Raw genomic sequence first — 24,488 nt, forward strand, 5'->3', positions numbered from 1 at the left:
GTGTATTTTTTGTACGTGTAATGATTTAAGGTCTTTGTTAATTTGCTTTCAACAGGGTTATTTTGCTTCCAGCAGGTAAAAACCGCCTTCAGACACAATCGTTTCTCCTGGTTTTAGCCCGGAAAGGATCACCATTCTCCCTTCATCAGTAGCTGCTGTCTGCACCTTCCGTCGAACAAAGCTTCCTGGAGTAGTTTGTAGAAAGACAAAGCTGCTGTCATTCATCTGCAAGACCGATTTGACAGGAACAACAGCCGTATTCTGAGGGCTGTCTTTAAAGGTGACGGTCACATACATTCCTGGTTTAAGGGTATAATCCTTGTTTTCACATTCGATCAGGACCTTTACACTCCTGGTTTCTTCATCCACCAGTTCATCAACATGGTATACTTTACCCGTAATTTTACGTCCCGGATAAGCTGCGATTTCTATGGTCGTATCATCTCCCTGACGGATAAAACGGATGTCCTTTTCCTTCACCTGTCCTGCGATCCAGACTTTATTCAATTCTGCGATTTTAGCGTGTGGAACTTCATCACTTTTCAGGTAATGGCCGGTCACCAGTTCATTCTGAATCACCTCACCTTTGATGGGGGATCGGACGATCAGTGGTTGCCCTAAAACCATTTTCTCCGGGTCTGTCTGATAGATTTTAAGCGCTGCTTTTAAATTCTCATACTCTTTTAAAATCAGCTCATAAGCTACCTCTGCCTCTTCTAAATCTTTAGATGAACCCACTTCGTTTTTTTTGAGGTCCTGCTGACGTTTTAAATTTAATCCCGCCATCTTTAATTCGGATTTTGCAGCGAAAAAATTCTTCTGGGTTTCTATAAATTCCGCGGATACCATTTCGAAAAGCGGGGTGCCGGGATCCACCTTCATTCCCAGCTTCAAAAACACCTTCAATACCCTCCCTGAAAATGGCGGAGCGATGTCCGCATAGAAGTTTGGAATCGCTTTTACCGTCCCGGCACTGCTGAGCCTCATGCGATAAGGGATCTCAGCAACGGTATCCACTTTTATTTTATGCTGCAGATTTGAATTTGCAGCAATGACTACCGTATCACCGGACAGGTGATAATTTGCTGTTTGTTCTTTGTCTTTTTTTGGGGCACAGGAAGCCATGAACAGTACGAAACTGCCCCTTAGAAAAATGTATTTCATTTGTGTTGTTTTTTTACGTTTGAAAGAGAGAATTCTCAGCGCAAAATCTCAGATTTCTTTGTTTACAAGGACTAAACTCTCAATTTTAACAATTTTTAACTATTTTTTATTCAAATACTTACAACCATTGATTAAACTTTTTAATGAATACAGTTTTCACATATTGAGTCAACAAACAATAGCCAGTAAGGATCCCGATGAGCCATGGAAAATAGCTGAGCGGCAGGGCTCGTAACTTCAATATTCCGGCAAAAGGACTGAAGGGAATGGCGATCCCGATTAACATCACCAGGGTAGTCAAAGCCACTACCGGAGTTGTTGCCCAACTTTGGATAAATGGAATTTTGCGGGTCCGGATCATGTGCACAATCAGGGTCTGCGATAAGAGTCCTTCGACAAACCAACCCGTTTGAAATAAGGCCTGGTGCTCCGGCGCATTCGCTTTAAAAACAAAGAACATCAGGGCAAAAGTTGCATAATCAAAAATTGAGCTAATCGGACCGATGTACATCATAAAACGGCTGATCCCACCGGCATCCCATCTTTGCGGTTTCTCGAGGAAATCTTCATCCATCCTGTCCCAGGGAATGGAGATTTGAGAAATGTCGTACAAGAGGTTCTGAATGAGCAAATGGATAGGTAGCATGGGCAGAAAAGGCAGAAATGCGCTTGCACCAAGCATGCTAAACATGTTTCCAAAATTACTGCTGGCGGTCATTTTGATGTATTTGATGATGTTTCCAAATGTTCTGCGTCCATAGATCACTCCTTTTCTAAGTACCATCAGGTCCTTTTCCAGCAAAATGATATCCGCACTTTCTTTGGCAATGTCTACCGCTGTATCCACAGAAATCCCTACATCAGCATCTCTCAATGCAGCTGCATCATTGATTCCATCCCCCATAAAGCCAACCGTATGGCCTTTGGCTTGCAACAGCTTTACAATTCTCGATTTTTGAATCGGACTAAGCTTGGCAAAGATGCTCGTCTCCCCCAATTGCGCAGAGAGCTGCTCATCCCCCATTTGCTCCACTTCATTGCCCAGTAAAACCTGTTGAAAAGGAATACCAACCTCCCTACAGATTTTTCGGGTCACCACATCATTGTCGCCGGTCAGTACCTTTACACTGATCCCCAACTTCTGTAAACCTTCGATTGCAGGCTTTGCAGAGGGTTTAGCGGGATCAAGAAAGCCGATAAAACCTGTTAAGATCATTTTGTTCTCATCGGCAACCGTGTAATTTACCGGACATTCCCCATGTTCTTTGATGGCCACGAGCAACACCCTGAGTCCATCTGCATTGAGCTTCCTGGAAATGCGGAGCACCGTATTGCGCATGGCTTCATCCATAGGCACAATCCCATCTTTTTCAATATGGAGCTGCCGGTCTTCCCCCGGATCAAAAGCATGGGAACACAGGTCCAGCATTTCCTCTACCGCTCCTTTACAGATCAACAACTGCTTTCCGTTTTTCTGTTCCAGGATAACACTCATGCGTCTGCGCTGAAAATCAAAGGGAATTTCATCTACTTTTACATAATCCTCTTCAACCTTCAGGTAATCATGCAGTTCCACATGCTCCAGGACCGCCAGATCTAGTAGATTTTTCAATCCGGTTTGATGGAAGCTGTTGAAATAAGCCCATTTCAATACTTCATCATCTTCATCGCCAAATACGTTCAGGTGCCTTTCCAGGATGATTTTATCCATGGTCAATGTCCCTGTTTTATCAGTACAAAGCACATCCATGGCGCCAATATTCTGAATCGCATTCAGGCGTTTCACAATGACTTTACGTTTGCTCATATTCTTTGCCCCTTTGGCCAGATTTGCGGTTACAATCATCGGCAGCATTTCGGGAGTAAGCCCTACGGCAACGGCAATTCCAAATAACAAAGCTTCAAACCAGTCACCTTTGGTTAAGCCGTTAACCAGGAAAATGAGTGGTACCATCACCATCATGAAGCGAATCAGCAACCAGCTCACCTTATTCACTCCCTTGTCAAAGCTCGTTTCTGCCCGTTTTCCGATAATCGCCTTTCCGATAGAGCCGAAATAGGTCAGGTTTCCGGTAGTGACCACAATGGCCATTGCTGTTCCACTCACCACATTTGTCCCCATGAAACAGATGTTATCCAGCTCCAGCGGCGATTTATGATCGGCATCGGGAATCGGTTCCGAATTCTTTTCCAATGGCAGAGATTCTCCGGTAAGCATGGCCTGACTCACAAACAGGTCTTTCGACTGAATGATCCGGATATCTGCAGGAATCATATCTCCGGCACTTAAAAAAATAACATCACCGGGAACAATGTTTTTAATGTCGATTTCCTTTTTACCCCTTTTACGAAGCACGGTGACCGTGGTTTTCACCATGCTCTTCAATTGCTCTGCTGCCCGGTTACTGCTGTATTCCTGCCAGAAACGCAGCAAAGAACTCACAATCACCATTACCCCTACAACAATAACCGTTTTATAATCCCGCTCATGCGCTTTAGCGAGCCATACATCCATTATAAAGGAAATTACAGCCAAAGACACCAACACTCCGATAAAAGGGTTTAAAAACGCCTGAAATAGCTGAACATACCAGGCCGGAGCTTTTTCATGTTCAATTTCATTTAACCCAAAGGTTTTTCTCTTGTCAGAGACATTGGAAGGCCCCAATCCTTCTTTGCTGCTGGTCAGCATCGCATAAAAGTAATCCTGATCTCCCCTGGAGGCATTTCTTAATTTGGTCACTGCTACATCGTCGAAGCCTGAGACCGCTTTCTGATGGTTAATTTTTAGTGTTTTCATAACTCTGATTGTTGTCCTGTTAATTCCCAGCTTACCCTCATTACCTCGCTCTCGATCGTTAACCTGCTGACCATTTTCTCCATTAACTCGTCCTGATTGCCCGCAGCAATGATTTCGGCAGTGATGATCGCATTTGCCGGATCCCCGTTGTCGCTGCTTGTCAGGGACCTGAGCATTAACTTATCATGGTTCCCCAAATGTTGCAGCAAGAGGACACGGATGTGATTTTCTACGGGTTCTTTGCATTTGATAGCGATCAGGTATTCCGTTTCAGCGGATTCGCTTTTCTCAAAAACCGACATATTTCCCAGTTTGATACCCAATGGGCGTAACATCAGGTGTGCCATCACAATGAAGCCAGCTCCAATGGAGGCTTCCGGAATAAATCCCATTCCACATAGTGCACCAATTGCTGCAGAACACCAGAGGGTAGCTGCGGTATTGAGGCCCCGCACATTCATTCCATCTTTCATGATGACTCCTGCACCAAGGAATCCGATTCCGCTGACGATGTATGAGGCCACTCTTCCGCTTGCATCTCCTCCGATCTTTACGGCGAGGGTAATGAAAATTGCAGCACCTAAGGACACCAGTGTATTGGTGCGTAATCCTGCGATCCGCTGACGCCACTGGCGTTCTATTCCGATACCTGCGCCTAAAGCAAGCGCCATTAAAAGACGGGTAGTGAAGTCTAATGTAGTTAACATAGCTTTGTTGTTGTCCTTTTCAGGGACAGCAACAAAGTGCTATTTCTGAGAAGGGGGGTTAAAAAAATAATGGCTGATCACACGGAGGCTTATCCATAGGGTTTGTTTTTTATTGTGACGCAAAAGTAAGGCAGGCGCTGCCGGATCGCCGTTAGGGGACCATTAGAAACACATTAGAAAGTCATTAGAAAAAGGAGGATTTTACTAAACGTGGTTTAGGATAAGGATAAAAGTCGTTCCTTCATTTAGTTTGGAGGTGACCAGGATTTCTCCGTTATGCAGGGCGATGATCTTTTTGGTCAGGGCCAGGCCGATACCATTTCCTTCCGCATACCCCTTATTATTTCCACGATAAAAGGGTTTAAAAAGGTTCTCGATGTCTTTTTCTGCAATTCCTATCCCCTGATCAGAGAAGCGGAGAATTGTTTTTTCTTTGTAATAGGAAATGGAAACTACTGATTCCCGGTTTTCAGAAAACTTACAATTGTTCTCCATCAGGTTGATAAAAGCAACTTTTAACAGGTGTTCATTCCCCTGAATGGAGATAAAATCATCATCTTCTGCTTCCTGATCAAAGATAATGTTCACATGATACCCTTGCTGATTGTGCATGACTTCAGTTCTGGCATCCAGCAACACCTCATCCAGGCGGATTTCTTTAAAGCTGATCTCTGCCTGATCATAACTTGCATTGGCCAGGTTCAGCAGGCTTGTGCTCAGGCGGGCCAACTTCCGGGCATCAGTTAAAGCCAGTTCGATTGCTTTTTTATATTCCTCTGTACTACGTTCTTTATTTTGAGAGATTTCCAGTTCTGCAATCACCGTTGCCAAAGGCGTTCTCAGCTCATGAGAAATATGGGAAACAAATTCTTTCTGTGCATCAAAAGAGTTTTCAATTCTATCCAGCATCAGGTTGAAGGTAGTGGCAAGCTCCCCTACTTCATCATTACTATTCTCGACTTTAAGTCGCCGGTCGAGACTTTTAGCGGTAATTTCTTCTACTTCATCCACCATTTCTGCCACCTGTTTCAGGGCATGTCTGGCAAAAAAATAACCCGCAAAAACAGTCAGCAGCACAGATCCCAAAGCAGATAAAATCAGGATAAAACGAAGATTATTCAGTTTTAACAGTCCATATTCATCTTTTGCTGCGGCGGTAATTACGTAGTCCGTCCCTTTATACCGGTACAAAAAACCGACTGCCTGCAGTTGCCCCTGGTTGAACTGAATTTCCCCCTTGCGGACAATCTCTCCAATCATTGCTTTGGTTTCTTTGATCTTATCAATATTCACCGCATCATGATACAATAAATGAAAAGCGGTATCATAAACGGCTACTTCCTCCTGAAATAAGGAACTGGGAGAGTTCTTATAGATCAGTTGTAAAACATCAGGTGCTACCTTAGCATCCAGCAATAAATTTGTTTTTGTGATGGCCAATTGCCTCAACCGCTTATAATACTCTTCCTCCCGGTTTTCAGCTGAGGAGAAATAGATAAAAAAGGCAAATCCACAAATGAGCACTGCAAAAAGCAGGGTAAATAAAAGGCTCAGTTTATGACGGATTTTCACAATGTTCCAGGTTAAAAGATCAGTTTTCTTTAAAGATAAAGCCCATTCCGGTTTTGGTATGGATGAGTTTATTTTCAAAATTCTTATCAATCTTCTTTCTAAGATAGTTCATATAAACATCGATAAAGTTCGTTCCTGTATCAAAATGGGTATCCCATACTTTTTCTGCGATCTCCGTTCGGGTTAGCATCCGTTCTTTATTGCGCAGCATGTATTCCAGCAGCTTAAATTCTTTTGGGGTCAGGCTGATCTCTGCCCCCATCCGGCTCACGACCTTTGTTTGCAGGTTCATTTCCAGGTCCGCATATTTCAATACATTCATCAACGGGCTTTGCAAAGTCCCTGCTGAGCGGTTCAGAAGGGCTTTTATTCTGGCATGAAGTTCCCTGAAGTCAAATGGTTTCACAAGATAATCATCAGCACCTGCATCAAATCCTTCAATTTTATCATCCGTAGTCCCAAGAGCAGTGAGCATTAGGATTGGGATTTCCGGCCAGATCATTCTGATTTCTTTACACAGTTCAATTCCGTTCATCTGTGGAAGAACAATGTCCGTAATGATCAGGTCATAAGAATTGGAGGTCATTAGTTTCTTTCCCATCAGCCCATCATAAGCCAGGGTAACCAGGAAGCCCTGTTCCTCCAGTCCTCTTTTTAGGAGTTCGGAAACGCGAAGATCGTCTTCAACCAATAACAGCTTCATACTTATAATTTAAACGGCTTGTGCTGGCAAATATCCAGAATTATTTCGGATTACCCCATTTGAAGAGAAAACAGCTTCACAGTTAAGCAATAAAACAAGGTAAAACTTGTTTTATTGCTTAACTGTGGTATTTTTGCAGTATAACTATACTTTATGATCACGAATCAAACATCAGCCATTGGCTGGAGCGATTTATTATCCGGAAAAAATGGGCTCAGGTCAATTGCTTTAGCAGGAGGAGTGATGCTCCACGCTACAGATGTCTACCTGGCAACTACAATCATGCCTTCGATTACGCGGGACATCGGAGGTTTATCTTTTTACTCCTGGGCCACCACGATCTATGTCGTAGCAGCCATCATGGGATCAGTTTTCTCTTCCCTTCACCTTTCAAAAAGAGGCCCCAGGTTAGCCTATCGGATTGCCGCATTGCTCTTTGCAGCCGGATCAATAGTCAGCGCTACCGCACCAAACATGGGATTACTGCTCCTTGGCCGATTCATTCAGGGACTTGGAGGAGGGTTATTATTTGCCCTCTCCTATGCCATGATCAGAATTGTTTTTGAGGAAGCGCTCTGGCCAAGAGCAATGGCATTGGTCTCTGCAATGTGGGGCATATCTGCTTTTTCAGGTCCTTTTGTCGGAGGAATGTTTGCCCAATACGGTCATTGGAGGATTGCATTTATCACTCTGGTGGTGATTGCTGTTTCTCTGTTGCTGATTACCGAAAATATTTTACCAAAAAAGACGTCTGAATCTTCAGATCAGCAAAAGGTTCCGTTTACGCAATTATTATTGCTTACACTGGCCACATTAGCCATTTCAGCAGGAAGTATTACAGACCTTTTAGCTGTTAATATTGGTAGTATGAGTTTGGCCATTGTTCTTTTTTTATGCTTGTTAAAGATGGAAGCAACGTCAGGCAACAGACTTCTTCCCACCGGAGCTTATCAATTGTCAAATCCCTTAGGTGCCACTTATACCGTGATCGCCTTACTGACCATTGCCACTGCAGTAGAAATTTACATTCCTTATTTCATGCAGATCGTTCATGGATTTTCGCCGCTTAAATCAGGTTATTTAACCGTAATCATTGCATTGGGCTGGTCTTTTTCTTCTGTATTTTTCTCAGGAGTTTCGAAAGAAAAAGCAAAGTTACTGATGAATAGCGGCCCATTATCTGTACTTGCAGGGTTAATCGGCTTCGCTGTTCTGACGCCATTAAGCCAGAGCAGCAGCGGTCTCTTTTATTACCTGATGTGCCTTTGTTTATTCCTGATTGGCATTGGTGTAGGGATGGGATGGCCTCATTTGCTGACTCAGGTATTGACTTCCAGCGCCAAAGGTGAGGAAGAGAGGGCCTCGGCCTCTATTACCACGGTACAACTGCTGGCTACCGCGGTGGGCACTGCATTAACCGGATTAGTGGTCAATTCAGCAGGCATCATCAAACCCGGAGGTATTCAAGGTGCTGAGCAGTCTTCCGTATGGTTGTTTTCCCTATTTGCAGTGATGCCGCTTTGTGCATGGCTGATTCAATTGTTAAAAGAAAGCCTTAAAAACAGCAATTCCGGACCTTAATTTAAGCATCCGGAATTGATATAACCATCTATAAAATACGGTTTAGTAACTCATTTCAACGATTTTCTGTACGTCTGAAGGAGAAAGTGTTTTATGCTCACCCAATCCTAACCAACCTCTTTCCGTAAAACGTTCAGAGATCTTTTCAGCGGTCCCCTGATAGTCATCGGTATATTCCGCTAAGGTTGTTTTTATGTCCATTGAATGAAAAAAAGCCTCTGTTTTTGCAATTGCAACAGTAGCGATCTTCTCAATTGAACCTTCATTCACTCCCCATACACGCTGACCATACTGAGCCAGCTTTTCTTTTTTAGCTTCAAAATTATAGCGGTAATGACTCGGCGCAATAATCGCCAATGTTCTGGCATGGTCTATTCCAAATAAAGCAGTCAGTTCATGTCCCATTGCATGTACTGCCCAGTCTGTAGGAACTCCTTTTTGGATCAGTCCATTCAAAGCCATGGTACAGCTCCACATAAAATTAGCTGCAGCCTCATAATCAGTGGGGTTAGCAATCACCTTTGGTCCTACTTCGATTAATGTCTGCATGATGCTTTCTGAAAAACGATCCTGCAGGTGTGCTCCTGCCGGATAGGTCATGTATTGCTCCAACACATGCGTAAAGGCATCTGTAATGCCATTTGCCAGTTGCCGTTTTGGTATAGATTTAATGACTTCAGGATCCAGGATTGAAAACTCCGGAAACAGCCCTGGACCACCCATACCCAGTTTCTCCTGAGTCTCTGCCCGGGTAATCACTGCACCAGAATTCATTTCTGAACCTGTTGCCGGCAAGGTTAACACCGAACCAAAGGGCAATCCCCACTCCGTTCTGATATTTTTTGACAGGATATCCCATGGATGCTCACCAGGAAACACTGCTGCAGCAGACAGGAATTTTACCCCATCAATAACTGAGCCTCCTCCTACTGCCAGCATATAAGTGATATTTTCTTCTTTAATCACTCTCAAAGCCTGCATTAACACTTCGTATTCCGGATTTGCAGGCACCCCGCCAAACTCCAGCACTTCAAAGCCTTTCAATGCACTAATCACCTGATCATATACCCCATTGCTTTTAATGCTTCCTCCACCGTAAACCAACAGTACTTTTGCACCTGGGGGAATTTCTTTACTTATCTTTTCTATTTGCCCTTTTCCAAAAATGATTTTGGTTGGGTTTTTAAATTCAAAATTTAACATGCTATAGGATTAAAAGGTAAAATTATCATCCATAGATTATAAATCCAATGCATGTACCTGCTTTATTGCTTACTGAATGTCATATTACCCAACGAAATTCATCTTACTCCACTCTTTGCATCAGCATTTTTCTCGTTCCGGCTTCCAGCTCCTGCTTCCAGAGCCTTCTATCCAGCTCATCGATATAATAATTGCTCAACATTCCAGAAATCTCATCAGAGACGCTCAACACCCACACTTTTCTTAATCCTGATTTCTGACTTTGGTAGGTTCCTTTTTTTACCTCCTTTACTGAAGCACTAATGACTCCCCTTTTGCCTGCGGAATTATATTCAAAAATGGAGATTTCCTGTTGATATCCTTCTTTTAAAGGCAACCACCTGAGCAACGTAGGATATAGATTTCCATCAAAATAACCCGCTTTTGAAACTTCATTGATATCAGTTTTCAGCTTTTTAATTTTGTCATTGTAGAATCCGGTTACAGTATCCCCAAAACGAAGCACCATATCGCGTTGTGGATTGAAAGAAGAATGATATAGCGGTTTTAAATCTTTGCGAAAAGCAACAGTAGTATCTACCCAGGTTCCCTGCATTTGCTTCATTCCAACTTCTGTAATGACCATTACCTTTTCTTTATCCAATAAAATTCTATTGGTAACCGTTCCTATTTCAAATTTCGAAGTATCTTTCAAAGCATACCATTTCATTTGGAACTGTTCATTTTTAATCCATTTTTCAGTGCCATTTTTTTGTGAAGGAACAAGTTTATCCTGGGCACTTAAAGAAAACGTTGTCAAAAGCAGTAAAAAAGTAATTGATAATCTCATCATCAGATCGGTTTTAGTTTCAGCTATAAGACTGATTTACTGACCAGTTGTTACATATATACTCTTGAACAAGTATACAAAAAATCATGGAACATAGCCTTGAAAACGATACGTCAGAGGAAGCTGATTTAGAATGAGGTTCCTCTGGTGTTTTTTAAATACTCAGCATATTCCGTTTGGGTATCTTTTGCCATGGTAAATTCGGGTGAAATAAAGGAAAGCGCCTTGATTACCTCTGGATTTGAGGTTACATTCAACGCCCTCACTCTGGGCATTTCCGGTATTCTAAATTCCGTATGGTCATGAAAAATTACCGTTACGATCGTTCCGCAATCACTCCCATCCGGATATTTTATAGCGGTCCATATCCAGCGTTCTCTATGATGCTCCTCCCCCCATTCTCTGGAAATGTTTAAATTTCCAGGCAATCTTGGCCGCATACGGAAACCCGACTTCCTGAGTTTCTGAACAACAGGCTCCAGAAGGAGCTGAAAATACACCCCATAAGCCGCTTCAGACATTTCCTCATAAGCCTTTAATAACTTCAGGGGATGGTTCCTCAGGATGACATCCCAGTTTTGTTCCATATGTTCCTGAATAAATATGGCAATGGAGCTAATAGAGCTTTCCGCATTGATTGTATTCATAATTTTTAAGTTTATTTCCGAACAAACCTCCCTGTTTTTTTCCTTATTTTGCCTTTATATACTTTTTCCTCTATAAAGAAAAAATACACAAACAACTGATAAACAAATAATTAATTTTACAACTTGAAAGATTTCATCCATCAAAACAAAATATATTACAGTCCGGTTGAATTTGCCATGGCCCATATTGGAGGAGTCTGGAAGATGCCAATTATTTTATGTCTGGGAACACAGGCATTAAGATATGGGGAGCTAAAGGAAAGAATTAAACACATTTCAGACAAGATGCTCATTACCCAATTACGGGAATTGGAAGAAAGGGGGATGTTGAGCAGAACTGCCTACCGGGAGAAACCTCCAAGAGTAGACTATCAGCTTACCGAAAGAGGAGTACAAGCATTACCGGTGATTCATCAGCTCCATAAATATGGCCAGACGCTGATGCAGCTGGAAGGAATAAATACTTAAAGCAATAGCGGCGTTTCTTTGATCGTATCCATTACAAATATGCTTTTGGTTTGTGCTATTCCTGAGATTTCGCTCAGCTTGTTTACGGAGAAATAATGAAAGCTTCCCATACTTTCCACCACAATTTTGAGCATAAAATCGAAATCTCCGGAAATGTTGTAGCATTCAGTGACCTCCTTAAATTCCAATACCGCATCTATAAATTCCTGCGCAGCTCTTTTATTGTGCTCCTTGAGTGAAATCTGAACGATGACTGTAATTCCTTTATTGATTTTCCGGTTATCCAGTAGCGCTACATATTTTCTGATTACTCCCTCTCTTTCCAGACGCTTGATCCTTTCATGGGTTGGCGTTGGACTCAGGTGTACTTTTGAAGCAATTTCACGGATAGTCAGCTTCGAATTTTCCTGTAGCAGCTTCAAAATTTCATAGTCTTTATCATCTAATGTTACCTGAGCGTGTCCGGCTTGTTCTGTTTGAGCTCCCATATTTAAGACCAAAATAACTTTTGTTCTGTGAACTTAGCAAAATTTAATCATTTGTTCTAAATAATACGAACTTATTTTTACTCTGTTTCACCACGCATACCTTTGTAAGAAAATTATACTTTATGATTCAAAGAAAGAACCTGATCCTTGCCATCGCCTCTGTTGGTATATTTGTAGAAGCCCTCGACATTGCCATTGTCAACCTGGCTATTCCATCTATACAATCAGATTATGGCTTAAGCAGTGATAAGGTACAGTGGTTACAAACGCTTTATGTGTTGTTATACGGCGGATTTCTAATCATTGGCGGAAAACTTTCTGACCTCATTGGTAAAAAGAACATTTTTATTGCAGGTTCTGTTATATTTCTGCTTACGTCTTTGGGGGCCGGGCTCGCTCCTTCTTTTGAAATGCTCGCTTTTTTCCGGGCAGCTCAGGGGATCGGTGCTGCATTGATTATGCCATCTGCATTTTCTATCGTCACCCATACTTTTACTGAGCCCAGAGAACGTGCCAAGGCTATTGGTATATTCAGTTCTTTTGCCGCCATCGGATCGGGAAGTGGTTTAGCTCTGGGCGGTATCATCACCACCTTTTGGGGTTGGCAATGGGTATTTTTCATCAATGTCCCTGTTTTAACTGCAATTATTATCCTTTCCTGGTATTATTTAACTGCTGATCCGATAAGAAAAGTCAAACCAAGACCTGATCTTATTTCCGGTTTCTTATTGGTCCTTGTTTTATTGATGCTTAGCTATGGAGTTCATGAGCTGGGCAGGATACGGGAACATTACTTCCTGTTGATGGCATTGACAATTGCAGTAATTGCCGGAACCAGGGTGATTCTACAGCGCTTAAAAGGGCAAAAGGAACCCTTAATAGATAGTTCTCTTTTCCGCTCAAAAGCCACAGTGACCGGTATAGGGGTGTTTATGCTTCTTGGAGCATACTTTACTGGGTATATGTTTATTTTATCTCTTTTATTACAGAAAGACATGCATTTTACAGCTGCAAAAGCAGGAATTACCCTTGTGCCTTTCAGTCTTTTGTCTGCACTTTTCGCCAAATTTGTTTTGCCACCACTCATGAAAAGGCTCAATGTCTGGCAGACGGGTGTCTTTGGAATGTCTCTGATGGTAGGTGGTGCAGGTTTTCTGCTGGGTTCTGTATTGATGAACCATAACCTGATTTTATTGCTTTGTTCTGCAGCTTGTGTTTCCGGATTGGGAATGACCATTTGTTATACCAGCTTATCGGTAATTTCTGTACAGGGGATTCCGCCACAGCATTATGGCCTGGCATCCAGCTTAGCTACCACCTCTTACTTTCTGGGAGGAGGAATAGGACTATCTGTTCTTTCTTTATTCATTATCGCTAAGGGTCCCGGAAATTCGGTCAGCAATTCGTCTATTATTGTGCTTTGTATATACGCGATTGCGGCGTTAGCCTGGCTGGCTTCCTATACAAAAAAACATGTCGCACTGGAACGTCCGTCTCTGGCCGGAGAATAACATTATTTGCTGTTCAGCCAGTCTTCAGCGAAATCCGGATCGGTAAAAAACTGTGTAACGACATTCCCAACGGCAATGTCTACACTTTTTTTCGCCGACAGCCGACTGAACATACTTGGCGAATAGATCCAGGCAAAATACTTCAACCCTGCTTTTTCAATCATTGGAAACCAGACCTCTCCTGTCCATTCGGCCGCTTCAGACCAGGTGCCCAAAACATTCCTGTTGTCGTTCAGGATTTTGCTGCATTGGTTGTCCTTCAGCATCTCCAGCAGCTTCATTCCACCATGTTGTACGGATTCAAAGCTCTGAAAGCCGGTCCAGTCTACATCCAGACGTCTGTGCTCCTGATGATAAGCGATCGTAATATGATCATCTTTATAATAAAGGGGCTTTTGAATAATCGGCTTTGAAGATCTTGTTTTGGAAAGCGGAAGCCTGAAATAAAAGGTAGAACCTTCTCCCAGCCTGCTTTCCAGCCAAAAGCTCCCCTGATGACGTTTTAATATCTCTGAGGAAATAAATAACCCCAGGCCAAGTCCTTCAAACCTCAGCGCAGAATTGTCTACACGGTAATAACGTTCAAACAGGCGTTGCAAGTCATTGCTGGCAATTCCAATTCCAAAGTCCTGTACAGAGACCATCACGTTGCCCTGCTGAAGCCGACTGTTGATCAGCACCTTACCTCCACCCGGCGAATATTTGACCGCATTGCTTAGAAAATTATTCAATACCTGTTCAATTCTAAAACGGTCTCCTGTATAGTTCACTTCCACCTTTTCCTGCAGCACCAGCTCATGGTCAGGAGAAATATACTGGACACTTTCTACACTTTCCTCCAGCATCTGACCGAAATCAAACTCAGTCATAGAATAAGTCATCTTACCGGCATTAATCTTGGTTACATCCAGGAGGTCGCTGATGAGCTTTTCCAATCGAAAGATATTGGCGGCAGATTTCTCCACAAAACCTTGTAGCTTCCCCATGTCGTTCGTCTTTTTCATCAGCTGATTGAAAGCCTTGATGGTGGTCAGCGGAGTTTTAAGCTCATGACTGGCGATAGAAAGAAATTCGTCCTTTTTCTGTTCATTACTTTTTTGAAGATCGATATTGGTGTTCGTTCCCATCCATAACCTTAAGGTCCCATTTTCAATCAACGGGATCGCTTTGCCTAGAAACCATTTATACGCTCCGTCCCACATCAGCAGACGAAATTCTACCATATACTCCACCTGGGTTTGCAATGCTTTTTTCCAGGCTTTCACACAACCTGGAAGATCTTCAGGGTGTACAAAACTCTCCCAGCCCAGTTCTTTAAGTTCGGCTGCATTTTTACCAAAATCAAAACAGCAGATCTGGTTCACATAGTTGATAACGCCCTCAGCTGTAGCCGTCCAGACCTGCTGAGGCATCGCATTTAAAAGAAAGCCGAGATGCTTCTCACTCGCCCATAACTCTTTTTCACGTTGTTCCACTCCCTTTTTTGCTCGAACCAGGTCAGTGACGTCAAAACTATGCTGAACAATATACTGAACCTCTCCCTCCTCATCTGCAAAAGGGGTATGGGTGATGTCCATATACCGCTGCCTGTTATGGGTTTTGTTGCCCGAATCGGGCAATTCCTGTCGTATTAAAGGCAATTGATGTGGTTTTCCTGTGCTGAGTACTTCCTGTAGGGAAGCTGCAAATCCAAGTTCATAAGGAACTGCGGGATCGGGAGGAAAAACATCAAAAATAAATCTCCCGGTGATTTCGGCGCGGTTCAGCGCCTTTGCTTTTAAATAAGAATCGCTGGCAGTAAGGATGATAAGCTCAGCTGAAAGAACAAGGTACATACCTGGTACAGTTTCGTAAGCGCTTAAAAGTTCAGGTGTGGGTAAAGTTCTATCTTTCATATCTTATAAGTGGTATAGCTTACAAGACTCATACCATTTACGCCAAAATGCGGGTATTTTCTACATCATTAACTCTCAGCTGAATTCTTTTCTACAATACTTTGCCTATTTTTACACCATGTTACTACCATTCGGCAAGACGCAATTCAGTAACCTTTTTAAAAGGACGATCTATTTTCTCATTGGTCCTCCGGGACATTTCAAATTGGAGAATCAGGTATTCAATTCTATCTGTGTCATTGCGATCATTATTGTCGGATATAATGTCCCTTTCAGCTACTATACGGGATTAAAAATAGGGACACTGATATTTTCGCTGCTGTTATTTACTTTTTGCTTCACTTATTACCTTGCACGCTATAGAAAACAACTCAAATTCAGCATTATCATTTCGTCGGTGATGGTGTTATTGATGTTAGGCAGTAACTATTTCTTTAATGCGGGAATCAGGGGCCCTTCATTACTCTCCTTCACCCTTGCCTTTTTCCTGATTATGATCATCTCACCCAGGAAACAATATGGTTTATGGACACTCCTGTCTTTAGCCACAGGCCTTGGCCTGCTGCTTTTTGAGTACAATCACCCACAATATATTCAAAGCGCCTATAGCGGCCAGTCTGCCATGTTCATTGATATGGCCTCCACATATACCATTAATATCTTTGTCATATTTATCGGTTTATATTACCTCAAGACGGCCTATTACAGGGAAAAAAGATCTGCCGAGGCGAAGGCATTGATGCTGGAAAGGATGAACCATGAAAAAACAAAATTCTTCTCCATCATTTCACATGACTTGCGCTCCCCTCTGGCTTCCATCCAAAGTTATATGGAGTTGTTCAAGATGGATATCCTGACTGAAGAAGAAAAGGAAATGATGGAAAAAAAGCTGACCAATGCAGTGACCGGTACCCAGGAAATGCTGGACAACATGCTTTCCTGGTCTAAAGCCCAGCTAAACGACGGTAGGGTAAATATGGAACTAAACAATTTAAGCCGGGCACTCCAACCAGTCATCAATATCCAGATAATGGCAGCTAAGGAGAAAAAAATTAAGCTTACCCATCAGATTGATCCTTCCATGGCGGTAATGTCTGACATACATATGCTGCAGCTGATTGTCAGAAACATCATCGGTAATGCCATTAAATTTACTCCTGAAGAAGGACTTATTCAACTTACGGTCAGCAAATCTGCAAAAAACTGCCTGATTAAAGTCCAGGATAACGGAAATGGGATCCCAAAAGAGAATAAAGCAGAGATCTTTTCTTTGAAAGCACAGTCTACCTATGGAACGGCGAATGAAAAAGGCATCGGACTTGGTCTGTTCCTGTGCAGGGAATACACACAGGCCCAGGGCGGAAAGATATGGTATGAAAGTCAGGTAGGCATTGGAACCACCTTTTACATCTCAATTCCCCTTGATGAGGAGGCGTTTTAATCCTTAGGAAATGCTGAGCTCCTGATCTTCGCTCATACCGGTATTGAAAATTATTTTAGTCGGGAATAACCTGGCTTTTTTCTCTGTGGGAAACCAGTTCCGGTCTTGATTCACAATGATGAACAGGCCCTCTTCATCTCCAAGTGCCGTAAAATTATCTTGTGCAGGTTGTTTTGAATAAACTTCCAGTCCGTATTTGGTCATCAGGGTTTCGGCTAAAAAAGGAACATCATCGGAAACCAGTCCGATTTCACTGACATGAAGAATAGATGAGCCGTCAAAAGCATGCTCAGACTGATTGTCAAGATCATACCTACAAATCAATTCCAACAGGTTTTCATTGTTATCATAGAAATAAAAAGACTTCGCGTTCCACAATTCAAAATCAGAGATTTCGGTCTCGTCAGTTACGGGCAACAAGTTGATTTTCTGCTTTAACCAATGATAAGCTTCCTCCAGCTTATTTTTGGGGATATCAAAAGCAAGGTGGTATATCGGATTTTCTTCTGTGGAGAGCTGAAAAACGATCTTGGTTTCTCCTAGTAACAAAGAGACTTCCTCTTCTTTCTCTTCAGTAAGCACCGCAGCAATAACCTGAGTATAAAACTGAACAGTTTCTGTCAGGTTATTGGTCAGCAAATGTAATTCCTTAATTTTCATATTCCTTTGTTTTATTCCTCAGCGACTAAATTAGGCATATTTCATGGTAGCAATGTCATAAACAGGTAGTATGGCAAATTTGATTTCTCTATTTCGTAATTTATAAATATTCAACTAACTTAAGCTCACCAAGATTGCTAAGAGATAAGGAGAATATGATGTCAAACACGAATACTTCAGCTAAGCCAATTCATCTTCAGGGCTCCGCCCCTTTACTATCAGTTTTTAATATGCCGGCCTCAGTTCGCTTTTACCGCGATGTGCTGGGTTTCGATGTGGTAGAAACTTCGGATAAACCCGACCGACAGGATGATTTCCAATGGGCATTGCTCAGATTAAACGGAATTGAACTGATGTTGGAACCCAGAGGGGAAAAAAGCTGTCCGAAGCCAGTTACAGCAAACGCCTGGCTGGATCGCCACGATATGTCTATCTATTTTGGCTGCAAGGAACTGGATAAAGTTTACACTTATCTGTCTTCGAGTGGGATTGAGGTACAGGAGCCATCTGTTACCTCTTATGGTTACAAGGCACTATATGTCAGGGATCCTGATGGCTTTCTACTGGTATTTCACTCGTATCCCTCAAACAAATAAAGCAGGAGACTGTTATTGATAGAAAATAATACATTATGGCTATTCCAGAAAACGCAGAGGATAACGTTCCTTTAGATGACGCACTGAATTCAGAAGCAGAAGATCAACAGAGTCAGAAAGACATCCATTCCAATGGATTTGATGAGAATTTTGACCAGCCTGAAGGACACGAGCAACCGGATACAGAAATATTAAAGCAGGCTTTTGATGCGGCTGAATCTTCATACACCTTAAATGCAGATAAAGGTATCGCACCTAAAAATGGTAAGGAGGGTGACAAGAAGAAATAACTTCCCGTCGGGTAAAAATTAAAGAACTCTGATCAAAAACTTCGTAATTGTTCAATTATGATGATCTTTGTAGTTCTTTAATTTAAACTTCATTCCTTCTTTGTTTATGTTCCGTCTTAAATTTACTTTGCCGCTGTTTATCCTCAAAATTGTCTTATTTCTATTCCCTTTTCTCCTAAATTCTTCCTTAAAGGCTCAGGTAAAGACCGGCATTTACAAAATTGATTACCGGACCGATGCTGCTTTCTTAAATAATTATTTCTCTCCCTACAATCAGCAAAATACTGACCGGACTTTCAACATCAAAACCTTTTATAACTACCAGTATAAAAACCTTGTCGATAGCAGCAATGGACTAAACTATGTCCTGATCATCAATAAAAAAAATCCCGGCAATAAGGAATTTTATACCCTTCAGATGGTCTGGCTGGCCCAATACACTCCGGAACATTTTAACCTTACCTATAGTGATTCATTGCCCAGGAAATTTGTAGGAATGGAAATCTACGTCGGACAGAAAAGGAATTACTGGAATGCCGGCCGTCCCTCCTTCAACGATGGGTTTATATGGAACCAAAATTTTGACCGCTACTCTGCCGACGACAGCTACCGTTATAAATTAAGTGATAGTACCTTCTATTCAGATTCTGATCTCTTTATTCTCAAATCAAAGAAATTTGAACTGATCTCCGATTCTGTAAAAGTAGATTCCAGCACTTATTACAGTTATCCACTAGGAGACTCCGGTTATAAAACTGCAACAAAATACCTCAGCTATAAACAGGATTTTACAACGTTTAAGCTGAAAGAAGCCAAAGCCTATCAGTCATTTCTCTACCTCCCGGCCAATGTTAAGTTTTATACCGGCCCCCTGGAACGTCCGCAATTTAAAGAACTCCAGGCCGGTGATTTTATTGCCGTTACAAAAGAAACAGAAGAATGGTACTGGGGCGAACACGTCTCAACTGATGGTAAGGTTAGTAAAGGAAGAATCTATATCAGTGATTTATGGATTGGAAAGACAAAATCACAAACCATTAACGGCCTGCGACTTCATATAAAATACAGCTCAAACCCTGAAGAAAATTCTTTCCCTGATGCTTCCGGATCAATTTCAGGCATCCGGATATATTCCAACAATAAGCTGGTTCAGGTCATTAAAGATCCAGGACTGGTAAAAGATACCGCCCAGATTATTCATCCGGTAGATGTTAATTTTGATGGTTATCCGGATTTACAAATCTATTCACATTCTGGAGGTGCAGGGCCCAACTATGGAAACAACTATTATCTGTACAACCCAAAAACAAAGCGATTTGACTATCATGCAAAACTATCTGACCTCTCACAACCGGAGATCAATGTAAAAACCAAATCCATTTCCGCTGCCTGGCGCAACGGAGCGGGAAACTATGGCTCAGAAAAATACAAGTGGATCAATCGTCAGCTAATCCAGGTAGAATATTATGAAATCCGGTATCTGGACGAAAATCAGATAGAGGAAACACATCACAAAATGATTAAGGGCAAGATGAGGAAAAAGACCCGTATTCTGAAAGACGAAGAAGCATTCTCCTCTCCACGTTGAGGATTAAAGCTTTAACAAAAAAGGCTGTCCTGAAAAACCGGACAGCCCTTGCATTTCCTTTCAGTCTGTTTACTGATATTTATTCAGGTAATCCTGCAATCCACCATTCATACCAACACCCACTGCCTCGAATTTCCATTCTCCATTTCTGCGGTAAATTCTTCCAAATTCTACTGCTGTCTCGATAGAAAAATCTTCTTCCAGCTCATATTTCATGATTTCAACGCCATTGTTGTCAATAATTCTAACAAATGAGTTTCTCACCTGACCAAAATTTTGTTTACGGGTAGCTGCTTCATGTATCGTTACCACAATACAAAGCTCCGAAACTTTGGCATCAACCTTAGTAAGGTCAACTTTTATACTTTCATCGTCCCCATCCCCTTCACCGGTAAGGTTATCACCAGCATGTTCCACTGCTCCATCAGGAGAATTCAAATTGTTATAAAAGATAAAATGCGAATCTGAAACCAGTCGTTTATCTTCACCAAGCATAAAAACTGAGGCGTCCAAATCAAAATCATGTCCGGTTGAACTGTTCGTATCCCATCCAAGTCCAATAGTGAATTTTGGGGCATTTATATTTTCCCGCTGTCCTTTTTGTAAGTTAATAGCCATAGTATTGATTTATTTTTTGCTTTATTCTCAAATATTAGGACATTATTTTACATAAACAACACCGGATTAAAATAATTTATAACAATTCTGTTAGGCAGAGACCATCTTTCTCCATATCAATGAGATATTGGTTTTAGCCCTGCTTACGTTTCACTTAACAGGCTTAAGCCAGAATTACGCAGGGTATTAGCGGAAGATAATCAAAACACAAAAACACAATTAATTTTTCAAATAAAACCCTATTGAGCTAAATCAATTTAAAGCCAATTAATATGACTAATTTTGGAAATGACAATTAAGCACCTATTAACGAAGGAACAGGAAACCTTTCTAAAGAAGCACAAGATCTCATCAGAACTATTGTTCGATGCCGAGGGGGAAGACACATCAGAAAATCTACAGAAAAGTATGACTGAAGCGGACAAGGTAATCGCCTGTAATACTGCCGCATGCAGTGAAGATGACACGCATACCTTAAAAACTATCGGAGGCTTTTGTCCACAATGCGATACGACTAAAATTGCTGCTGCTTTAAGAGAACTAAAACCCGGTTATATCTACATCTCCGGATCAAAAAGAGGAGGTTTAATAAAAATCGGTTCCTCTAATGAAGGAAAAAGCAAAACACTGACTTTAAATTTAACTACCGCAAGAGATGGTGGCTATGACGACTGGGAGCTATTATTCAGCGCAAAAACTGCCACATTGGGAAGAGTAGAGCGCATATTTCAGGAAAAGCTAAGTGAATACAAAGCAGCTTATCAGCATGAAAAAAGCGGAAAGCTACAAAATGGTGGAGAATTATACCGTTGCTCCTACCTTAAAGCCAAAGAGGCTTACCTTTCACTACAAGAAGAACATCTATTTGAATTTACTCAGATCAGTGAGAAGAAACACATCATTTCTGAATATCAATTCAAAAATCTAAAAATAAAATCGAGTACTATCGTTACCGAAGCGTAAACTTTTACACTTCCGCTGAACGAACTCAGCACTATTCAGTATCGGAACAGACTTAAAATGTTCCGATGCTGATCTGATTCCCTTTCAGATTTCTATTTCTTCAGGATCATAAAGTCGTCAAGACTGACCCCTTCGGCCTTTAGCTTTTCAAGTTCATCTTTGCTTTTCATCAATGCACGCGCAGCTTCTTTGGTAAATTCATTGCTCCCTAAAGCATAACTAGTACCATTTAACACCAGCTTTTCTGTATAACAGTCCATCAACATATGATAAGCAGCAAAATCTGTAATAGGGAAAGTCATTTTATCCCATTTTATAGCAGTGGAATTTCTTTTGGCCGTCTCGAAGGGATAACTGCAACTAAAGATTTTGGTCTCCTGAGGCGCAAGTACTTCTGTACCTTCATAGCCCTTACTGCAGCTCCAGCCATCATTCTCATCTTCAGTAGAAGAATACGCGATTACTGTGGTATAATTGCTGATTGGCTGGTCACTTTTATTGGTAAAGGCACAATAAATCACCAACTGCCCATTCAGCAGATCTGCTTTTACCGGCCTGGCTTCCAGCACATTTAATTTCGATTTCAGCTGATCGGTTTTCTGCCTTTTAAGCTCCTCAACCTTTACCTCGGCTTCCTTTTTATCAATCTTTCGCTGATGATCTGCTTTTACAAAGCTTTCGGCAAGGCTAAAAACTTCCGGCAGGGATTTACCATTGATCCTTTTTCTCACCACCTCATCGAAGGGTTTCTTTTTGTTTACCGGCTGATTTCCTCTTTCATAAATAACAGAAAGGGCCAATACCCTCATGGCAATCTCCAGTTTGTTTTTTTCCTGCTCGGTGATTCCACTCTCTATTTTCTTTCTTGACTCCTCAAATTTCTCTTTTGATCCTCCTTTGAAAACGTCCTGACACACTGCCAGAAAAGGAAAAACAATCAATAACAGGGATAAATATCTTTTCATGCGTGGGTCTGTTTTAATAACTAATCAAGGATATCAGCATTCTTTTTTCCATAATCAGGAATGTGCTTCCCTCCCATTTCCAATAAGGTAGTTTCAATCATTTCCGTCATGGCGTTTAAGGCCAGGTCATTGGGTGCTGTTCCAAAAGGCTCTTCTATTTCATCTGCAATCGCTTCCAGCGCCACAAAGGTATAGGCAATAAAAATAACAATGAACGGAGTCAGCCAGCTGAGGCTGTCGACAAAACCAAATGGCAATAGAAAACAATAAATATAAACTGTACGGTGCAGCAGGATATGATAAGTATAGGGAATCGGTGTGGAAGCAATCCGCTCACAACCTCCTACAATATCCGATAACTTGTTCAGGTTCTCATCAAAAGCCCGCTGAAGAATGGTATCTATTTTCCCGTTTTCTCTTGCTTGCTGTACCCAGATCCCCATTTCTTTCATCAGTATAATGGGCTTGTAAATTGCCGTACTTAACCTTTTAGCCAGTACAGGGTCCAGTCTTTCCCGAAGATCCTCAGTAGCATCGGTTCCCCTCAGCTGATGTTTTAAAGCATAGGTAAAAGCAATCAGGTATTTCAGGAAGGTATCCACCTCTTTCCCGTCACGGTGATAACCGCTAAAGGTAATCGCTTGTCTTGCCAGCGAGCGGGTATCGTTTAATAGCGCACCCCAAAGTTTACGCGCCTCCCAGAAACGGTCATAACTGGCATTATTCCGGAAGCCGAGAAATAAAGCCAATGCAATTCCAAAAAGAGTAAAAGGCGCCGGGCTCAGGGGAATCTTGAAATGAAAAAAGGTTCCTTTAAGGAAGACAATTCCAGCTGAAATCAGAAACAGCATCAATAAACGGGGTAACAACTGCGGTAAAACTGAGCCTCTCCATATAAAAAGCATGCTAAACCAATGTTCGTTTTTCCTTTGGATCATATGGACAAAATTAAACATTTATCGCAAACCATCTCTTTAAAACCCAATCTCATGATTAACTGTTATACAAGTATGACAGCAATAGAAACCCCGGATCATAATCGCTACTTCTCAGGAACCAGCGGCCTGTTACTCCCCTTTCCCAATAAGGAATACTACCCGGCAGAATTCCAGGATAAGAGCAGGTTAACCTATTATGGAACACTATTCAACAGCATAGAAATCAACAGCTCTTTCTATAAAATCCCAATGCCTTCCACCGTACAAAAATGGTCGGATAGTGTCCCTGAAAACTTCAGGTTCACCTTTAAGCTTTGGAGAGAAATTACCCATCATAAAGACCTGGCCTTTGATCCGGAGGCGGTATATCGGTTTATGAAAAGTGCAGAACAGGCAGGTAACAAGAAAGGCTGCCTGCTGATTCAGTTTCCGGCCAGTATCAGGAATAGCAGTCTGAGGCAATTGACACAGCTGATGCAGCATGTCAGCTTAAGCGATCCGCAGCAACAATGGAAAATAGCCCTGGAATTTCGTCACCCTTCCTGGTATCAGGAAAGCACCTACGAGTTAATGGAACAATACGGTGCCGCAATCGTAATTCATGACAAACCGGGTTCTGCAAGTCCTTTGACGGAACAACAACAGGATTTTGTATACCTTCGTTTTCATGGCCCGGAGGGCGATTATAAAGGCAGTTATACCGATGAGTTTTTAAAAGAATATGCAGGTTATATAAAGGACTGGAACGAGGAAGGGAAAACAGTATATACTTATTTCAACAATACAATCGGAGATGCACTGGGGAACCTCCAAACCCTGAACAGCTACCTTAGCCAGATTTCCGTTCAGGGCTTTTAATTC

Annotated in this window: 23 protein-coding genes; 9 read left to right on the plus strand and 14 right to left on the minus strand. The window is 41.8% G+C overall.

What is annotated here, in order from left to right:
- Positions 1-57 precede the first annotated feature (57 nt).
- From BFS30_RS27115 to BFS30_RS27135, 5 genes are all read right to left on the minus strand, one after another.
- Positions 58-1,164, minus strand: coding sequence for an efflux RND transporter periplasmic adaptor subunit (locus BFS30_RS27115; protein ID WP_069382164.1), 1,107 nt, complete (start codon positions 1,162-1,164; stop codon positions 58-60).
- 118 nt (positions 1,165-1,282) lie between these two features.
- Complete coding sequence (mgtA, locus tag BFS30_RS27120; protein WP_069382165.1) at positions 1,283-3,964, minus strand: magnesium-translocating P-type ATPase; 2,682 nt, start codon at positions 3,962-3,964, stop codon at positions 1,283-1,285.
- Positions 3,961-4,671, minus strand: a complete 711-nt coding sequence (locus BFS30_RS27125) for an MgtC/SapB family protein (protein ID WP_069382166.1) — start codon at positions 4,669-4,671, stop codon at positions 3,961-3,963. The genes mgtA and BFS30_RS27125 overlap by 4 nt, the downstream gene beginning before the upstream one ends.
- 204 nt (positions 4,672-4,875) lie before the next feature.
- A complete protein-coding gene (locus BFS30_RS27130; RefSeq protein WP_237028678.1) occupies positions 4,876-6,321 on the minus strand; it encodes a HAMP domain-containing sensor histidine kinase in 1,446 nt (481 codons plus the stop codon).
- Positions 6,263-6,946 (minus strand): response regulator transcription factor, encoded by a 684-nt coding sequence (locus BFS30_RS27135; protein WP_069382167.1) that lies wholly within the window; start codon positions 6,944-6,946, stop codon positions 6,263-6,265. The genes BFS30_RS27130 and BFS30_RS27135 overlap by 59 nt, the downstream gene beginning before the upstream one ends.
- Positions 6,947-7,099: 153 nt before the next feature.
- Between BFS30_RS27135 and BFS30_RS27140 the strand changes: the two genes are divergently transcribed.
- Positions 7,100-8,527 (plus strand): MFS transporter, encoded by a 1,428-nt coding sequence (locus BFS30_RS27140; RefSeq protein ID WP_069382168.1) that lies wholly within the window; start codon positions 7,100-7,102, stop codon positions 8,525-8,527.
- A gap of 42 nt (positions 8,528-8,569) precedes the next feature.
- Here the strand turns inward: BFS30_RS27140 and BFS30_RS27145 are convergent, their stop codons facing one another.
- From BFS30_RS27145 to BFS30_RS27155, 3 genes are all read right to left on the minus strand, one after another.
- A complete protein-coding gene (locus BFS30_RS27145; RefSeq protein ID WP_069382169.1) occupies positions 8,570-9,730 on the minus strand; it encodes an iron-containing alcohol dehydrogenase in 1,161 nt (386 codons plus the stop codon).
- Positions 9,731-9,833: 103 nt separating this feature from the next.
- Positions 9,834-10,562 (minus strand): hypothetical protein, encoded by a 729-nt coding sequence (locus tag BFS30_RS27150; protein WP_208603015.1) that lies wholly within the window; start codon positions 10,560-10,562, stop codon positions 9,834-9,836.
- Between the two features lie 125 nt (positions 10,563-10,687).
- A complete protein-coding gene (locus tag BFS30_RS27155) occupies positions 10,688-11,206 on the minus strand; it encodes a DUF6022 family protein (protein WP_069382171.1) in 519 nt (172 codons plus the stop codon).
- Positions 11,207-11,329: 123 nt separating this feature from the next.
- Between BFS30_RS27155 and BFS30_RS27160 the strand changes: the two genes are divergently transcribed.
- The gene (locus BFS30_RS27160) at positions 11,330-11,674 is read left to right on the plus strand and encodes a winged helix-turn-helix transcriptional regulator (RefSeq protein ID WP_069382172.1); all 345 of its coding nucleotides are present in this window, start codon (positions 11,330-11,332) and stop codon (positions 11,672-11,674) included.
- Here the strand turns inward: BFS30_RS27160 and BFS30_RS27165 are convergent.
- On the minus strand, positions 11,671-12,162 hold the full coding sequence (locus BFS30_RS27165; protein ID WP_069382173.1) for an Lrp/AsnC family transcriptional regulator: 492 nt from the start codon (positions 12,160-12,162) through the stop codon (positions 11,671-11,673). The two genes, BFS30_RS27160 and BFS30_RS27165, sit on opposite strands and share 4 nt — an antisense overlap.
- A gap of 122 nt (positions 12,163-12,284) precedes the next feature.
- Between BFS30_RS27165 and BFS30_RS27170 the strand changes: the two genes are divergently transcribed.
- Entirely contained in the window at positions 12,285-13,673 is a 1,389-nt protein-coding gene (locus tag BFS30_RS27170) for an MFS transporter (protein WP_069382174.1), read from the plus strand.
- Between the two features lie 2 nt (positions 13,674-13,675).
- On the opposite strand, the gene BFS30_RS27175 is transcribed toward BFS30_RS27170, so the two are convergent.
- Positions 13,676-15,568 carry a PAS domain-containing sensor histidine kinase gene (locus tag BFS30_RS27175; protein ID WP_083252264.1) on the minus strand — a complete coding sequence of 631 codons (1,893 nt, stop codon included), beginning with the start codon at positions 15,566-15,568 and terminating at the stop codon, positions 13,676-13,678.
- 118 nt (positions 15,569-15,686) lie between these two features.
- Between BFS30_RS27175 and BFS30_RS27180 the strand changes: the two genes are divergently transcribed.
- Positions 15,687-17,009, plus strand: a complete 1,323-nt coding sequence (locus BFS30_RS27180) for a sensor histidine kinase (protein ID WP_069382176.1) — start codon at positions 15,687-15,689, stop codon at positions 17,007-17,009.
- A 3-nt stretch (positions 17,010-17,012) separates the two neighbouring features.
- Here the strand turns inward: BFS30_RS27180 and BFS30_RS27185 are convergent, their stop codons facing one another.
- Positions 17,013-17,669 (minus strand): VOC family protein, encoded by a 657-nt coding sequence (locus tag BFS30_RS27185; protein ID WP_069382177.1) that lies wholly within the window; start codon positions 17,667-17,669, stop codon positions 17,013-17,015.
- A gap of 155 nt (positions 17,670-17,824) precedes the next feature.
- Here BFS30_RS27185 and BFS30_RS27190 point away from each other — a divergent pair, with 155 nt between their 5' ends.
- The 3 genes from BFS30_RS27190 to BFS30_RS27200 all read left to right on the plus strand — a co-directional run bounded on the left by BFS30_RS27190 (position 17,825) and on the right by BFS30_RS27200 (position 20,143).
- Complete coding sequence (locus tag BFS30_RS27190; RefSeq protein ID WP_083252265.1) at positions 17,825-18,265, plus strand: VOC family protein; 441 nt, start codon at positions 17,825-17,827, stop codon at positions 18,263-18,265.
- Between the two features lie 35 nt (positions 18,266-18,300).
- Positions 18,301-18,555 (plus strand): hypothetical protein, encoded by a 255-nt coding sequence (locus BFS30_RS27195; RefSeq protein ID WP_069382179.1) that lies wholly within the window; start codon positions 18,301-18,303, stop codon positions 18,553-18,555.
- 106 nt (positions 18,556-18,661) lie between these two features.
- Positions 18,662-20,143 (plus strand): XAC2610-related protein, encoded by a 1,482-nt coding sequence (locus BFS30_RS27200; protein WP_069382180.1) that lies wholly within the window; start codon positions 18,662-18,664, stop codon positions 20,141-20,143.
- Between the two features lie 69 nt (positions 20,144-20,212).
- Here the strand turns inward: BFS30_RS27200 and BFS30_RS27205 are convergent, their stop codons facing one another.
- Complete coding sequence (locus BFS30_RS27205; protein ID WP_069382181.1) at positions 20,213-20,761, minus strand: TerD family protein; 549 nt, start codon at positions 20,759-20,761, stop codon at positions 20,213-20,215.
- 288 nt (positions 20,762-21,049) lie between these two features.
- Here BFS30_RS27205 and BFS30_RS27210 point away from each other — a divergent pair, with 288 nt between their 5' ends.
- Complete coding sequence (locus BFS30_RS27210; RefSeq protein ID WP_069382182.1) at positions 21,050-21,724, plus strand: hypothetical protein; 675 nt, start codon at positions 21,050-21,052, stop codon at positions 21,722-21,724.
- Between the two features lie 92 nt (positions 21,725-21,816).
- On the opposite strand, the gene BFS30_RS27215 is transcribed toward BFS30_RS27210, so the two are convergent.
- Positions 21,817-22,689, minus strand: a complete 873-nt coding sequence (locus tag BFS30_RS27215) for a hypothetical protein (protein ID WP_069382183.1) — start codon at positions 22,687-22,689, stop codon at positions 21,817-21,819.
- 20 nt (positions 22,690-22,709) lie between these two features.
- A complete protein-coding gene (locus BFS30_RS27220; protein WP_069382704.1) occupies positions 22,710-23,627 on the minus strand; it encodes a bestrophin family protein in 918 nt (305 codons plus the stop codon).
- Between the two features lie 51 nt (positions 23,628-23,678).
- On the opposite strand from BFS30_RS27220, the gene BFS30_RS27225 reads away from it, so the two are divergent.
- On the plus strand, positions 23,679-24,485 hold the full coding sequence (locus BFS30_RS27225; RefSeq protein WP_237028679.1) for a DUF72 domain-containing protein: 807 nt from the start codon (positions 23,679-23,681) through the stop codon (positions 24,483-24,485).
- The last annotated feature ends 3 nt before the right edge of the window (positions 24,486-24,488 follow it).

The sequence above is a fragment of the Pedobacter steynii genome (assembly GCF_001721645.1).
Taxonomy (GTDB): domain Bacteria; phylum Bacteroidota; class Bacteroidia; order Sphingobacteriales; family Sphingobacteriaceae; genus Pedobacter; species Pedobacter steynii_A.

Bases quoted from the DNA above. Each gene is read 5' to 3' on its own strand.
- BFS30_RS27115 (WP_069382164.1), bottom strand. From the start codon at position 1,164: ATGAAATACATTTTTCTAAGGGGCAGTTTCGTACTGTTCATGGCTTCC.
- mgtA (WP_069382165.1), bottom strand. From the start codon at position 3,964: ATGAAAACACTAAAAATTAACCATCAGAAAGCGGTCTCAGGCTTCGAC.
- BFS30_RS27125 (WP_069382166.1), bottom strand. From the start codon at position 4,671: ATGTTAACTACATTAGACTTCACTACCCGTCTTTTAATGGCGCTTGCT.
- BFS30_RS27135 (WP_069382167.1), bottom strand. From the start codon at position 6,946: ATGAAGCTGTTATTGGTTGAAGACGATCTTCGCGTTTCCGAACTCCTA.
- BFS30_RS27140 (WP_069382168.1), top strand. From the start codon at position 7,100: ATGATCACGAATCAAACATCAGCCATTGGCTGGAGCGATTTATTATCC.
- BFS30_RS27145 (WP_069382169.1), bottom strand. From the start codon at position 9,730: ATGTTAAATTTTGAATTTAAAAACCCAACCAAAATCATTTTTGGAAAA.
- BFS30_RS27150 (WP_208603015.1), bottom strand. From the start codon at position 10,562: ATGATGAGATTATCAATTACTTTTTTACTGCTTTTGACAACGTTTTCT.
- BFS30_RS27155 (WP_069382171.1), bottom strand. From the start codon at position 11,206: ATGAATACAATCAATGCGGAAAGCTCTATTAGCTCCATTGCCATATTT.
- BFS30_RS27165 (WP_069382173.1), bottom strand. From the start codon at position 12,162: ATGGGAGCTCAAACAGAACAAGCCGGACACGCTCAGGTAACATTAGAT.
- BFS30_RS27170 (WP_069382174.1), top strand. From the start codon at position 12,285: ATGATTCAAAGAAAGAACCTGATCCTTGCCATCGCCTCTGTTGGTATA.
- BFS30_RS27175 (WP_083252264.1), bottom strand. From the start codon at position 15,568: ATGAAAGATAGAACTTTACCCACACCTGAACTTTTAAGCGCTTACGAA.
- BFS30_RS27180 (WP_069382176.1), top strand. From the start codon at position 15,687: ATGTTACTACCATTCGGCAAGACGCAATTCAGTAACCTTTTTAAAAGG.
- BFS30_RS27185 (WP_069382177.1), bottom strand. From the start codon at position 17,669: ATGAAAATTAAGGAATTACATTTGCTGACCAATAACCTGACAGAAACT.
- BFS30_RS27190 (WP_083252265.1), top strand. From the start codon at position 17,825: ATGATGTCAAACACGAATACTTCAGCTAAGCCAATTCATCTTCAGGGC.
- BFS30_RS27195 (WP_069382179.1), top strand. From the start codon at position 18,301: ATGGCTATTCCAGAAAACGCAGAGGATAACGTTCCTTTAGATGACGCA.
- BFS30_RS27200 (WP_069382180.1), top strand. From the start codon at position 18,662: ATGTTCCGTCTTAAATTTACTTTGCCGCTGTTTATCCTCAAAATTGTC.
- BFS30_RS27205 (WP_069382181.1), bottom strand. From the start codon at position 20,761: ATGGCTATTAACTTACAAAAAGGACAGCGGGAAAATATAAATGCCCCA.
- BFS30_RS27210 (WP_069382182.1), top strand. From the start codon at position 21,050: ATGACAATTAAGCACCTATTAACGAAGGAACAGGAAACCTTTCTAAAG.
- BFS30_RS27215 (WP_069382183.1), bottom strand. From the start codon at position 22,689: ATGAAAAGATATTTATCCCTGTTATTGATTGTTTTTCCTTTTCTGGCA.
- BFS30_RS27220 (WP_069382704.1), bottom strand. From the start codon at position 23,627: ATGATCCAAAGGAAAAACGAACATTGGTTTAGCATGCTTTTTATATGG.
- BFS30_RS27225 (WP_237028679.1), top strand. From the start codon at position 23,679: ATGATTAACTGTTATACAAGTATGACAGCAATAGAAACCCCGGATCAT.